The organism is Clostridium aquiflavi (assembly GCF_031344075.1).
Classification (GTDB): Bacteria; Bacillota; Clostridia; order Clostridiales; family Clostridiaceae; genus Clostridium; species Clostridium aquiflavi.
Genome location: NZ_JAVJAN010000016.1, coordinates 43,470 through 56,107 on the forward strand (window position 1 = coordinate 43,470; position 12,638 = coordinate 56,107).

14 protein-coding genes are annotated in these 12,638 nt (G+C 26.4%); 1 reads left to right on the forward strand and 13 read right to left on the reverse strand.

What is annotated here, in order from left to right:
- Positions 1–237 precede the first annotated feature (237 nt).
- Positions 238–414, reverse strand: coding sequence for a hypothetical protein (locus RGC78_RS07330; RefSeq protein WP_252213415.1), 177 nt, complete (start codon positions 412–414; stop codon positions 238–240).
- 279 nt (positions 415–693) lie between these two features.
- On the opposite strand from RGC78_RS07330, the gene RGC78_RS07335 reads away from it, so the two are divergent.
- Positions 694–834 (forward strand): hypothetical protein, encoded by a 141-nt coding sequence (locus RGC78_RS07335; RefSeq protein WP_252213413.1) that lies wholly within the window; start codon positions 694–696, stop codon positions 832–834.
- 250 nt (positions 835–1,084) lie between these two features.
- Here RGC78_RS07335 and RGC78_RS07340 read toward each other — a convergent pair whose 3' ends face one another.
- The 12 genes from RGC78_RS07340 to xseB form a co-directional block, all read right to left on the reverse strand.
- Positions 1,085–1,519 (reverse strand): hypothetical protein, encoded by a 435-nt coding sequence (locus tag RGC78_RS07340; protein ID WP_252213411.1) that lies wholly within the window; start codon positions 1,517–1,519, stop codon positions 1,085–1,087.
- A 453-nt stretch (positions 1,520–1,972) separates the two neighbouring features.
- Positions 1,973–2,392 (reverse strand): RDD family protein, encoded by a 420-nt coding sequence (locus tag RGC78_RS07345; protein WP_309556326.1) that lies wholly within the window; start codon positions 2,390–2,392, stop codon positions 1,973–1,975.
- 478 nt (positions 2,393–2,870) lie between these two features.
- Positions 2,871–2,999: a hypothetical protein gene (locus RGC78_RS07350; protein ID WP_286674257.1), complete on the reverse strand. Its 129-nt coding sequence runs from the start codon at positions 2,997–2,999 to the stop codon at positions 2,871–2,873.
- A 145-nt stretch (positions 3,000–3,144) separates the two neighbouring features.
- The gene (gene spo0A, locus RGC78_RS07355; RefSeq protein WP_252213405.1) at positions 3,145–3,963 is read right to left on the reverse strand and encodes a sporulation transcription factor Spo0A; all 819 of its coding nucleotides are present in this window, start codon (positions 3,961–3,963) and stop codon (positions 3,145–3,147) included.
- A 379-nt stretch (positions 3,964–4,342) separates the two neighbouring features.
- Positions 4,343–5,533 carry a SpoIVB peptidase gene (gene spoIVB / locus RGC78_RS07360; RefSeq protein ID WP_252213403.1) on the reverse strand — a complete coding sequence of 397 codons (1,191 nt, stop codon included), beginning with the start codon at positions 5,531–5,533 and terminating at the stop codon, positions 4,343–4,345.
- Positions 5,534–5,823: 290 nt separating this feature from the next.
- Positions 5,824–7,512 (reverse strand): DNA repair protein RecN, encoded by a 1,689-nt coding sequence (gene recN / locus RGC78_RS07365; RefSeq protein ID WP_309556327.1) that lies wholly within the window; start codon positions 7,510–7,512, stop codon positions 5,824–5,826.
- Positions 7,513–7,530: 18 nt separating this feature from the next.
- Positions 7,531–7,983, reverse strand: a complete 453-nt coding sequence (locus RGC78_RS07370) for an arginine repressor (RefSeq protein ID WP_252213399.1) — start codon at positions 7,981–7,983, stop codon at positions 7,531–7,533.
- Complete coding sequence (locus RGC78_RS07375; RefSeq protein WP_252213396.1) at positions 7,980–8,834, reverse strand: NAD(+)/NADH kinase; 855 nt, start codon at positions 8,832–8,834, stop codon at positions 7,980–7,982. The genes RGC78_RS07370 and RGC78_RS07375 overlap by 4 nt, the downstream gene beginning before the upstream one ends.
- Positions 8,835–8,851: 17 nt before the next feature.
- Positions 8,852–9,661: a TlyA family RNA methyltransferase gene (locus RGC78_RS07380; protein ID WP_309556328.1), complete on the reverse strand. Its 810-nt coding sequence runs from the start codon at positions 9,659–9,661 to the stop codon at positions 8,852–8,854.
- A gap of 16 nt (positions 9,662–9,677) precedes the next feature.
- Complete coding sequence (gene dxs / locus RGC78_RS07385; protein WP_252213390.1) at positions 9,678–11,537, reverse strand: 1-deoxy-D-xylulose-5-phosphate synthase; 1,860 nt, start codon at positions 11,535–11,537, stop codon at positions 9,678–9,680.
- 17 nt (positions 11,538–11,554) lie between these two features.
- The gene (locus RGC78_RS07390; RefSeq protein WP_309556329.1) at positions 11,555–12,424 is read right to left on the reverse strand and encodes a polyprenyl synthetase family protein; all 870 of its coding nucleotides are present in this window, start codon (positions 12,422–12,424) and stop codon (positions 11,555–11,557) included.
- Complete coding sequence (gene xseB, locus RGC78_RS07395) at positions 12,411–12,635, reverse strand: exodeoxyribonuclease VII small subunit (protein ID WP_252213384.1); 225 nt, start codon at positions 12,633–12,635, stop codon at positions 12,411–12,413. The genes RGC78_RS07390 and xseB overlap by 14 nt, the downstream gene beginning before the upstream one ends.
- Positions 12,636–12,638 lie beyond the last annotated feature (3 nt).

Genomic DNA, 12,638 nt, shown 5'->3' on the forward strand with positions numbered 1-12,638 from the left:
ATATCTATTTTATAGCAACGAAAAAGAAGATGTTTCCTTATCTTAGGTTCATCTTCTTAAATTTCTACATACTATTTATTAAATTCACTTCACTTTAATAGCTTAATATTTTAACTTTATTTTAGTTTTAATCGATTCAAACATCATATCACATTTAAATATACTATATAACACTCTATATACACTAAAAGACACTTAAAAACATTTTTATTTCAAATAAAAAGAAAAGGTCTTATCTTAATCTTTTATATAATCTTTATATTCGCATACATTAATGAATTCACAATTATCAGTTTTGCATCTTACAGAACTTGTGCCATCACTATTAACAAATGAAAATGGTAAAATTACATTTGTTTGAACGCCAAATTTTCTTATATTTACATCATAGCCTTTTTTACATTCTTTTATCATTTTTTTCCTCCTTGGTTTATATCTATAAATATTATAACATATTTCCAAGATATTTGTTGATAAATTTCGACATTTTATTACTTTTTATTATTTAAAAGAATATCTTTTAACATTTTCACATAAGTTTTATTGTTGGTTTCTTGGAAATATTTTTCATATAATTCCATTGTATCATTACTAACTATAATAAAATTACCTAGTTCATCTTAATAATAGAGCAAATTATAAGTATAACTATTATTTAGATACTAATAATATAAAAAAGGAGATGATCTAGAGTTGTCAAAAAATAAAAAAGAAGATTTCATTGAAAAGTCAAATGATATATCAAAAGTTAAAGTCAAGTCATATGAAGAGAAACTAGATAATACAAACAATGTTGTATCTAGAGGTAAGGATATTACGTTTAATAAACTTTAAAATTATAAATAACTATTCATTTAATAAAAAATACAAATCTGTTCTAATTTTCTCATACAAAATTAGAACAGATTTCATTACTTATAAGAGAATAAAATAATTCTATATCATTAACAACCATAGTTATTGCTTCTCTTAAATACATATATCTATACAGTTTTTTTGTATTATTAGCCATATGTTTATCGGCTTAATGATATACGATTCTTATCAAATTCTCAATGTTTTATTTATATTTTTGATTATTTTCTTAATCAAAAATTTGTACTTTAACTAATTGTGCTTTGTTCCAATCACTAGCTTTTATTTCAGCTATTCTTTCTATTATCATAACAACTAATGTTTCATATTCAGAAGCCATATCTAAACTGGCTTTTACGTACACTCCAACACTTGTAATTGCTATTATGTATAACACAAAAACTTCGATAATATTTAATAAACTAATAATATCAAACTTTTCAACAACCTTAGTACTTGTACTTATTAGCGCTAATACAATTGATATTATAGTACTAACAGTAGTCATTGTAGTTGTTCTGTTTCTAAGTTGTTTAGCTTTCATTTCATATTTATATTTCAACAATTTTAACTCTCTAATATCTAACTGTCTTATTAGACTATAATTATTATTTAGATTATAATTATCATTTAGAAATATTTCATCTTTTTGCATTAATAGCACTTACTTATTCCCCCTATTATGTTTTTTAATATATACGCATTTTACTTATTCCATATTATATCATAAAATACATAAATATATTGTTTTTTCTATATGTTCCTTTAACTTTAGAATATGTAACTTAGACTTACCGTTGTTTCTAGGTTCTATTTTTCAACATAAAAAAGAACCTAATGCAATTATTTGTACTAAGTTCATTATTTGCTATTTATATTTAATTATTTCCTGTATATTTATAAAATGATATCTCCTATTTTACGCACATGCTCCACCTCATTTTTTTAATCTAATTTTCTTATTTTACTGAATTTCACCCTGTTTCTCTAATTATCTATATCTTATTTATTTTTCTTTATATAATTGTTTTATTTTGTATTAAAAAATTACTAACCATCAAATTTGAGAATCCTTTTAAATGAATTCTAGGTAGCATTTACTTTGTATTATTCTTTATTACATATGTAACTGATATAATATCATGAAGAGCTTGTTTCTTCTTGGTAAAACCTGCCATAATATAACCAATAAAAAAATTATCAAAGAAATATATTTGCTCCAATATCTAACAGTGGCTCTTAAAAATGAAATTTTATTATTATTTGTATCTACAACTATTATACCTAATGCCTTTTTACCAAGCGTTGCTTTTCCATTAGATGATTCAAAAAAAGAATAATATAACCAAGGTATAACTAAATAAATAATTACCCCTAAATTACCTAATATTATTTTTTTGATTTTTTGTTCAATACCAATTTCATTTAATATCCTGTCAAATAATATCCAAACTAGCCAAAATAAAATATACACTAAAAAAATAGCTAATCTGTCAATAAAATACGCTAAATATCGATTCAAAAATCCTGCATACATTTATAATATCTTCTCCCGAACTTTGTTAATATCATAATTATACTATTTAATCTATTTCCTTACAATTATTTTGCACTTTTAGTATTAAAAATAACTACCATTTTTTGTTTGGTAATCATATTATTTGTTTATATGCTTTCATATAAATTAAATTCAATAATCTATTCGTTTATATTGTATAAAACATCATTAGTTGAATAATTTTTATCATCTATAGTAATTTTTTTTAATATATTTATATACTCAATTTCTTTTTGAGTTAACTCTCAATATAATATTTCTTAAATAGTTATTGACAGTATAAATCAATACTGGCTTTTCAAAATCACTTCTTCCAGATGGATTATTAGACTTTAAAGAATTAATATCTGCAACATATGAATATTTCCTCTTTGTTTTTATAAGTTCCAAATAATCTTTAATCTGTTTTGTTGTAACCTCTAGAGGAGTAGAGATATTGACTTCATCAGCCAAATATTTAGCATAGCTTCAATGTTCCTTCATAGGATTTTCTCATCTTTTTAGTCAAATCCTTATTGGTACAGTAAATCATAAAGTCATTAATACTTTCATCAAAATCATAAATTCTTTTCTTAAGTCTAGGCATAAAAAATAAGACACCTCCTAACCAATTTTTATCCCAAACTGATTAAATGATGTCTTATTGAAAGTTCATATATTTATAGGTATAAAATAATATTTTTGGGCTATACTTTATAAAAGTTATATATACTTAGCCTAGTAAAATATTACTAAGATACTTTATTTTTAAGTCTTAATTTATCAGCAATAATTGCTATAAATTCTGAATTTGTTGGCTTGCCTTTGTCATTATGGATTGTGTATCCAAATAGCTTATTAATAGCTTCTATTTGACCTCTGCCCCACGCTACTTCTATAGCATGTCTTATTGCTCTTTCCACTCTTGAAGCTGTTGTATTGTACTTCTTAGCTATTGAAGGATATAATTCCTTTGTTACAGCTGATAATAATTCTATATCATTAACAACCATTGTTATTGCTTCTCTTAAATACATATATCCTTTTATATGAGCTGGTACACCAATTTCGTGTATAATATTTGTTATTTCTGTTTCTAAATCTAAAGTTCCTTTATTTTCTTGGCATTCACTAGTATAAGAAATCATAGATTGTGATGATGTTCTTCTTATACTTTGGTTATCTGTTTCGTTATTAAACATTTCTCTTATTCTTTTTGTAAACACTTCCATATCAAATGGCTTAACAGTATAATAATCTGCTCCTAATGTTATTGCTTGTTGAGTAATTTTATCTTGACCTACTGCAGATAATATTATAATTTTAGGCATCTTTTCTAAGTTCATAGTATTTAATCTTTCTAAAACACCTAATCCATCTAAATGTGGCATTATTATATCTAGAATTAATAAATCTGGTTTCTTTTCAATTATTAAGTCTAAAGCTTCCCTACCGTCTTTTGCTATTCCAGTTACTATTATATTCCTTTGATTTAATAAATAATCGTTTAAAATACTGCAAAATTCCTTATTATCATCAGCAATAAGTACAGATATCTTTTTATCTTCCATGCTTTTTTCCTCTCCTTCATAAACCTAATTATATTACTATTTGAATCATACTCTCTATAACATCATAAACTACTCTTAATAGCCAAACTTATCACATTAAATAATTCTATACTCTTTAATAAAAATCCTCTTTTTGCTTTATTACGTTATAGTGATATGTATTACTTTACATTAAAAATAACAGTTAATAACTAAATTATAACACTAATTAATCAAATATAACATTAATTGTTATATTTAATTTATATTCCACTATTTGTAAATTATAACCTTATTTTTAATATAAGTAAATAGTTTTGTAGAAAATAGTTTGTAAAACTCATTATTTTTTTATTGTAAAAGCACTAATTATAAAAATTAGTGCTTTTAATACTACATGTTATTTTATTATTTCTGCATCTTTTAACATCCACTCTATATATATTCCATAACCTGTATCTGGCTTATTTATTAACACGTGAGTTACTGCTCCTACAATTTTATTATTTTGAATAATAGGACTTCCACTCATTCCTTGAACTATTCCTCCTGTTTTTTCTAATAACTTAGAATCAGTAACTTTTATCACCATACTTTTAGGTCCTGGAGTATTTTGTTCCAAAAGTTTAACTATTTCTATCTCATATTCTTTAGGTCCAGATTCGTCAATAGTCGTTATTATACTTGCCTTACCCTCACATATCTCATTTCTAAATCCAACTTTCATAGGTTTTACATTACTTTTTATAATATTCATATTTTCAACTGTTCCAAAAATACCACTTTCAGTATTACTTTTTATTTTACCACTTACATTATTTTCGTTTATAAATACACCTTTAAGTTCTCCTGGAGATCCTTTTTCACCTCTTCTTAAGCTTATTATTGATGATTCTAATAAATCACCTTTTTTAATTAAAAATGCTTCATTTGTATCACAGTCGGTAATAGGATGACCTAATGCACCAAATTTTTTTGATTCACTATCTATAAAAGTCATTGTTCCTACACCTGCTGTAGAATCTCTAATCCATAGTCCTAGTTTATAATCTGAGTTTTCTTCTTTTTTTAGTTCTATTTCTCTACTCAATTTTTCATTATGTCTTAATAAGTCAACTTTTATTTTGCATTCTTTGCAATCTTTAATTATACCTACTAAATCTTTGCAATTTTCAACTTCTTCACCATTAATCTTTAATATTATATCTCCTAATTGAACTCCACCTAATTTACCAGGGCTTTCTTCTGTTACATTATTAATTACTATATCAGAATATCCTACCACTAAAACGCCTTGTGTAGATACTCTAACACCTACGCTATTTCCACCTGGATAAATTTCTAGATTTTTTACTTTTTGAACCTCTAATGACTTTACTGGTATCAACCCTAATAACTTAACCTCATATTTATTCCCGTAATCTTCAATTTTATTTATTGTACTTCCTATCGGAATCATCGAAGATACTGGTATATCTTTATTTGTATATATTGTATTTGGAATACCTTTTAAATATATACTAGTTATTAAAACCAGAATCAAGATTGGAGCTGTAATTAAACTAATAGTTTTTAATATTTTCTTCTTCATAATTTCCCTCCTCCTTTGCTTCTGATTTTAATTTCCCCATGAGACAAGCCTCTTATGCTGTATTAACATTGTTATAAAAGTCAAAAATTTTTAGTTCATGTTAAATTTTTTATAAATATATTTTTATTGTTATTTGAAAAAATATAAAATCCATTCTTAAAATTATGGATTTTTCTAATTTTTTGCCTTTTAGAACTCGCCTGCAAGAAATTTGGAACAATAAAAAAAAATAAAACCACGCATTACATGATTTTATTTTTACCAAAATATATTACTATATGTATTAATTTTTAAATTTCTAATTTTTTTAACTCGGCAATTTTTATCATTTCTTTCACATTATTTAATGTTGCTTCTGTAACTTCATCGCCACCAAGCATTCTACCAATTTGATACTCTTTTTCTTCTTTTGTTAACACCCTTATATTAGTAAATGTCTTATTTTCTTTTACTACTTTTGATACAAAGTAATGATAATCTGATAAAATTGCTATTTGTGGAAGATGTGTTATGCATAGAACTTGGTGATTTTTAGAGACTTGATACATTTTTTCACCAACTCTTTTTGCCACAACACCACTAATACCAGTATCTATTTCATCAAAAATTAAAGTTGCTATTTCATCTTTATCTGCAAAAACACATTTTAATGCAAGCATTATTCTTGAAAGTTCTCCACCAGATAATATTTTTTCTAATGGCATAAGTGGTTCTCCAGGATTTGTAGAAATCATAAAGCATACATCATCAAAACCTCTAGAATTAAATTTTTCTTCTCTTATTATACTTATTTCCATAGTTGATTTTTCAAGACCTACAAAACTAAGTTCATTTAAAATTTTTTCTTTTAATTCAGTGCTTTTATCAACTCTTAATTCATGAAGTTTTAGTGATACTTTTTCCATTTCTTTCATAATTTCTTGCTTTTTCAAATTCAATTCTTCAATGATTTTTTCAGAATTTATAAGATCATTATATTGTATTTTTATTTTATTATAATATTCTAAAACTTCTGTTATAGTAGCTCCATATTTTTTCTTATATTGATTAATTTCATATATTCTTGCATTTATTTTTTCTAAAGCATCATCATCATATACAACTTCTTCAGCTATATTTCTTATATCTCTAGATACTTCTTCTATTGTATAAAAAGCCTCTTCTATTAGTTCTCTATTTTTTTTAACTTTTTCAAAATTATTTTCAATATTCGATAATTCTTGAATTACCTTTGATATTGAATTTATAATACTATTTTCTCCATCAACACCATTTAATAAAGCATATGATAAATTTAAACTCTTGCTTATTTTTTCAGCATTTGATAGTAAATTAAATTCTTCTTTTAAATTTTCTTCTTCTTTTTCTTTTAATTTTCCTTTTTCTATATCCTCAATTTGAAATTTAAGATAGTCTAAAAGTTTATCTCTATCATCATTTCCACATATTTGTTGAATTTTATTTTCGATTTGTAATAAACTATCTTTTAAAGAAGTAAATTCTTCTAAGTGATTAAGAATTTCTTCTCCTATAAATTCATCTAAGTACAATATATGACTATTTCTTTGAAGAAGAGTTTGATTTTGATGTTGACCATGTATATCTAATAATCTTTCTCTTATTTTTTTTAATTGAGATGCTAAAAAAGTTTTTCCGTTAACTTTAATTAAACTTCGCCCACTTTGATGAGTTTCTCTAGAGACAATTAGCATATCATCGTCACTTTCAATATCCAATTCAATCAATACATTTTTTAATAAGCTATTTTCAATAGTAAATATAGCTTCAACATAAGTTTTATCTTCTCCAGTTCTTATTAAACTTTTCGAAAATTTCCCACCTAATACATAATCTATTGCATCAATTAAAATAGATTTACCCGCTCCTGTTTCACCTGAAAGAATATTAAATCCTTCATTGAAATTCATAGTTATTTCTTGTATCAATGCAAAATTTTTAATGTTCAATTGAATTAACATATATACCCATCCTTATATTTATAGTGATATTCTTTTTCTTATTTTAGCTACTAATTCTTCTGCTTTTTCTAAACTTCTAAGAAGTATAAATATTGTATTGTCTCCCGCTACTGTTCCTGCTATATCGGATCCTTCTAAATTATCTATAGCCTCTGCTGCTGCTGATCCGGAACCACTTATAGTTTTTATTACTACCATCTTATCTACGTTTTCTGCGCTTATAACCGTATTAGATAATATATTACTTAATCTGTCTATTATGTTTTTTTCTTCACCAGAAGATACAACATATTTATAATTTCCAGAAGCACCTTGTATTTTAATAAGTTTTAAATTTTTGATATCTCTTGAAACAGTTGCTTGAGTTACATCAAAACCTTGTGATTTTAATTCTTCCGCTAAGTCTTCCTGAGTTTCTATTTCTTTAGATGATATAATCTCTAATATCTTAGTATGTCTTTTTGATTTCAAATTTCTTCACCATCACATTCCTTAGAATTATTTAATACCTTATTTCTTATTACTTTAAAATAATCATAATCGTTAAATAACAGTAATTTTAATGACTTTGGATTCTTTTTTACAGTTATAACAGAATTGTCTTTCATTTCTATTGCTCTTTGTCCATCTATTGTCAAGTATATTTGATCTCCGCCATTTTGTGCTATTATCTTTATAGTACTATCACCTTTTAGTACAATTGGATGCATACTCTTTGTATGACCACATATAGGCACTATACTAATAACTTCTAAGTCAGGATATATAAATGGTCCTCCTGCTGAAAAAGAATACGCTGTTGATCCCGTAGGAGTTGAAACAATAAGTCCATCGCCTTTAAATATAGCATATAATTTTTCATCAACAAATATCTTGAATTTTACCATTCTTGACAAAGTTCCTCTTGCTACTGCAACTTCATTTAAGGCCTTGATATTCTTTATTGACTCATTTATATCTACTTCACAGTTTAACATCATTCTCTTGTGTACTTTACAATCTTTAGTCATCAATTTTTTTAATGCCAAATCTAAATCGGATATTTCTATACTAGATAAAACTCCTAAGTTACCTATATTTATTCCTAATATAGGTGCCTTAAAATCATCATCCAATTCCCTTGCTACTCCAAGAAGTGTTCCATCTCCTCCTAAAACAATAAGCAAATCTAATGAACCTAAATTTAAATTTTTTATATCAAAACTATTGTATACTTCAATATTAGTAATATTGCAAATATTTTCAATTTTTTCTTTCACCATATTTAAAATAGTATTTTTACAGTCTTTTGATGGATTTATCGCAATACCTATATTCTTCATAACCCCTCCGAAAATCTCTAAAGTTCTTTATGAGATTCCTCTATAACCCTTTCTACATCATCAATTTGAAAATTACTTTCTTTTTCATTATCTTTTGTAAAATAGACTAAGTATTCTCGGTTTCCCTCTGGGCCTTTTATTGGAGAATATCCTACCCCTAGGATATTTAAGTTTTCATTTTTAAGGAATTCAATTATTCCATACACTACTTCTTTATGTGTACTAATTTCTCTAACAACGCCTTTTTTACCAACTTTTTCACGACCTGCTTCAAATTGTGGCTTTATTAAAGCTACCACTTCACCAGTATCCTTTAAAAGTCCTAATGTTGCTGGCATTATCTTTTTTAATGATATAAAAGATACATCTATTGATGCAAAATCTAAAGGTTCACCAATATCTTCTAATGTAACATATCTAATATTAGTTCTTTCCATGCATACTACTCTTTTATCAGTTCTTAATTTCCATGCAAACTGACCATATCCTACATCTACTGAATACACTTTCTTTGCTCCATTTTGAAGCATACAATCAGTAAATCCACCAGTAGATGCCCCTATATCCATACATACCTTATCTTCTAAAGATATATCATAGGACTTCATAGCTTTTTCTAGCTTAAGTCCACCTCTACTCACGTATTTAAGTTTTGCGCCTTTATATTCTATGTTAGCATTTATACTTACTTTTTCTCCTGCTTTATCAACTCTTTGACCATCAACAAATACCTTACCTTCCATAATACAAGCCTTAGCTCTATCCCTAGAAGTAATTATACCCTTTTCTACTAAAAGTATATCAAGTCTTTCCTTTTTTTCTGCCATATATTATATTCTCCTTTTAATTATAAAGTTTAAGGATTGTATTACTTATACTTACAGGATCTAATCCATATGTTTTATAAAGTATTTCTACATTTCCTTGTGGGATAAATTCATCATCATATCCTAATAATTTCATATTTCCCTTATAATTTATACAATTTAAATATTCTAGAATAGCTATTCCGAGGCCTCCACATATAATATTATCCTCAATAGTTAAAATATCATATCCTTCTTCTTTTAAATTCTTTAATAAATGTTCATCTATTGGCTTTATAAAAGTTGCATTTATTATCTTAGGATTTATTCCTTTTTCTTTTAGTATTTCCTTTGCTAAAAGTGCATGTTGAAGCATTCTTCCGCTAGCTATAATGCATATCTTATTTCCTTCACTTGCAATTTCCCATTTTCCATAATTTATCTCTTTTAAAGCATCTAAATTACAAACAACATCTTTACCTCTTGGATATCTTATGGCTACAGGTGAATTCCTTTTTATTGCCCATTTTAATAAACTTAAAATTTCTTCTGTACATTTAGGAGCTACTATTGTCATATTAGGCATCATTGACAAATAACTTACATCCATAATTCCTTGATGAGTTTCTCCATCTTCTCCTACTATTCCTGCTCTATCTATAGCAAATATTACAGGTAAGTTTTGAATGCACACATCATGTATTACCTGATCAAATCCTCTTTGTAAAAAAGTAGAATATACTGCAAATACAGGCTTTAATCCATTAGCTGCCATTCCTGCTGCTAATGTTACTGCATGTTGTTCTGCTATTCCAACATCAAAAAATCTTTCTGGATAAGTAGTAGAAAAATCTTTTAGTCCAGTTCCGTCTGGCATAGCTGCTGTTATAGCAACTAGTTCTTTTTCTTCTTTTGCTATATCCATTAATGCATTACCAAAAGCTTTAGAATATGTTTCCTTGCAAGCTTTGTTTGGTTCTTCCTTTTTATCATTACTAGGTGGAATTCCATGATACTTAGATGGACTTTTTTCTGCTAATGAATATCCTCTACCTTTTTGAGTTACTGTGTGTATTATAACAGGACCTTCTATATCTTTAACTTTACTGAAAACTTCGTTCATTGCTTTTATATCATGACCATCAATAGGACCTATATATTTTACTCCCATATTTTCAAAAAACATTGAAGGTACAACTAATTGCTTTATACTATCTTTTACTTTTGACATTTTAGAAATAAGATCTTTTCCTAAATCAGATGAACCAAGAGATGTATTTATATTAGCTTTTAATTTATTATATGTTTGGCCCATTCTTAATTTATTTAAATATCTAGAAAGTCCCCCAACATTAAGTGAAATAGACATTTGATTATCGTTTAAAATTATCACCATTTTAGTTTTTCTAAAACCAACATCATTTAAAGCTTCTAATGCCATTCCACCTGTTAAAGCTCCATCTCCGATTACAGAAACTACAGTGTACTTTTCTTTCTTTAAATCCCTAGCTCTTGCCATTCCAAGTCCAGCTGATATTGAAGTACTACTATGACCTGTGTCAAAATAATCATACTTGCTTTCATTTCTCTTTGGAAATCCACTTAGACCATCAAACTGTCTAAGATTTTTAAACTCACCTTTTCTACCAGTTAAAATCTTATACACATAACTTTGGTGTCCTACATCCCATACTATTTTATCTTTTTCAAAATCAAAAGATTTCATAAGACTTAAAGTAAGCTCTACAACACCTAAGTTAGATGATAAATGTCCCCCTGTTTTGGAAACACTTTCTATTAAAAATCGCCTTATTTCTTTGCTTAATCTCTCTGTATCACTATCACTCAAATTATTTAAATCTTTTGGAAAATTTAAACTATCTAATAATGATTTCATAATAACCATTCCCTTTTTTAATTTAGTCTATTTAAAAGATTATAAGTTAATTCTTTTAATAAACTAGCGTCTACACTTAAGTTATCTAAAATTTTTATACATTCATCAGTTAACATTTTACAAAGCTCTTCACATTTTTCTAATCCATAAACAGTTATAAAATTAGTTTTGTTTAATTCTTTATCTCTATTAGTTGCTTTGCCTAATGTTTCTTCTGTTCCTACTATATCTAATATATCATCTTTTATTTGAAAAGCTAAGCCTAATTTTTTACCATATTCATTTAAAGCTTCTATATCACCACTTGGAACTTTTGCTAAAATACCACCAGCTACTATTGATACTCTTATAAGTTCCCCTGTCTTTTTTTCGTGCATATATTCTAATTCTTCTTTTGATATTTCGCTTCCTTCACTTAATACATCAACAACTTGACCGCCTATCATTCCTTCTGCGCCTGCTGCTTTTGAAATTTCATAAGAAGCTTTTAAAGCACTTTCTCCTAATTCTAATGAACTTTTCATAAGTAAAGTCATAGCTTCATTTAATAATGCATCACCTGCTAAAACTGCAATATTTTCACCGAAAATCTTATGATTTGTTGGTTTACCTCTTCTTAAATCATCATCATCCATGCATGGAAGATCATCATGTATTAAAGAATAAGTATGTATCATTTCAATTGCAGCTGCCATTGGCATTATTTTTTCTATATTATCTTTATATAAAGAATAAGTTAATATAAGTAATGTTGGACGTATTCTTTTTCCACCTATATTTACACTATATCCTGCTGATTCATAAACAGCTTTATTATAAGAACTTCTATTTGTAAAATAATTTTTTAAATAATTATCTATTGTATTTTTTAAATTATCTATCTCCATCTTGACTTTCAAACTCCACTTCTTTCTCTTCCTTAATTACAGATATTTTTCCTTCATATGAATTTAAAGTTTTATAAAGTTTATTTACTAATTTTACTCCATCTTCATAAGATTTCATACCCTCTTCAAGGTTTAAATTATCATCTTCTAAAGTACTCAAAATATCTTGAAGTTTACCAAGCATATCTTCATAGCTTTCTTTCTTTGCCATATA

What these genes read in the sequence shown, in the direction of transcription:
- RGC78_RS07330 (WP_252213415.1), bottom strand. Translation starts at nt 414, where the DNA reads ATGATAAAAGAATGTAAAAAAGGCTATGATGTAAATATAAGAAAATTT.
- RGC78_RS07345 (WP_309556326.1), bottom strand. Translation starts at nt 2,392, where the DNA reads ATGTATGCAGGATTTTTGAATCGATATTTAGCGTATTTTATTGACAGA.
- RGC78_RS07350 (WP_286674257.1), bottom strand. Translation starts at nt 2,999, where the DNA reads ATGCCTAGACTTAAGAAAAGAATTTATGATTTTGATGAAAGTATTAAT.
- spo0A (WP_252213405.1), bottom strand. Translation starts at nt 3,963, where the DNA reads ATGGAAGATAAAAAGATATCTGTACTTATTGCTGATGATAATAAGGAA.
- spoIVB (WP_252213403.1), bottom strand. Translation starts at nt 5,533, where the DNA reads ATGAAGAAGAAAATATTAAAAACTATTAGTTTAATTACAGCTCCAATC.
- recN (WP_309556327.1), bottom strand. Translation starts at nt 7,512, where the DNA reads ATGTTAATTCAATTGAACATTAAAAATTTTGCATTGATACAAGAAATA.
- RGC78_RS07375 (WP_252213396.1), bottom strand. Translation starts at nt 8,834, where the DNA reads ATGAAGAATATAGGTATTGCGATAAATCCATCAAAAGACTGTAAAAAT.
- RGC78_RS07380 (WP_309556328.1), bottom strand. Translation starts at nt 9,661, where the DNA reads ATGGCAGAAAAAAAGGAAAGACTTGATATACTTTTAGTAGAAAAGGGT.
- dxs (WP_252213390.1), bottom strand. Translation starts at nt 11,537, where the DNA reads ATGAAATCATTATTAGATAGTTTAAATTTTCCAAAAGATTTAAATAAT.
- RGC78_RS07390 (WP_309556329.1), bottom strand. Translation starts at nt 12,424, where the DNA reads ATGGAGATAGATAATTTAAAAAATACAATAGATAATTATTTAAAAAAT.
- xseB (WP_252213384.1), bottom strand. Translation starts at nt 12,635, where the DNA reads ATGGCAAAGAAAGAAAGCTATGAAGATATGCTTGGTAAACTTCAAGAT.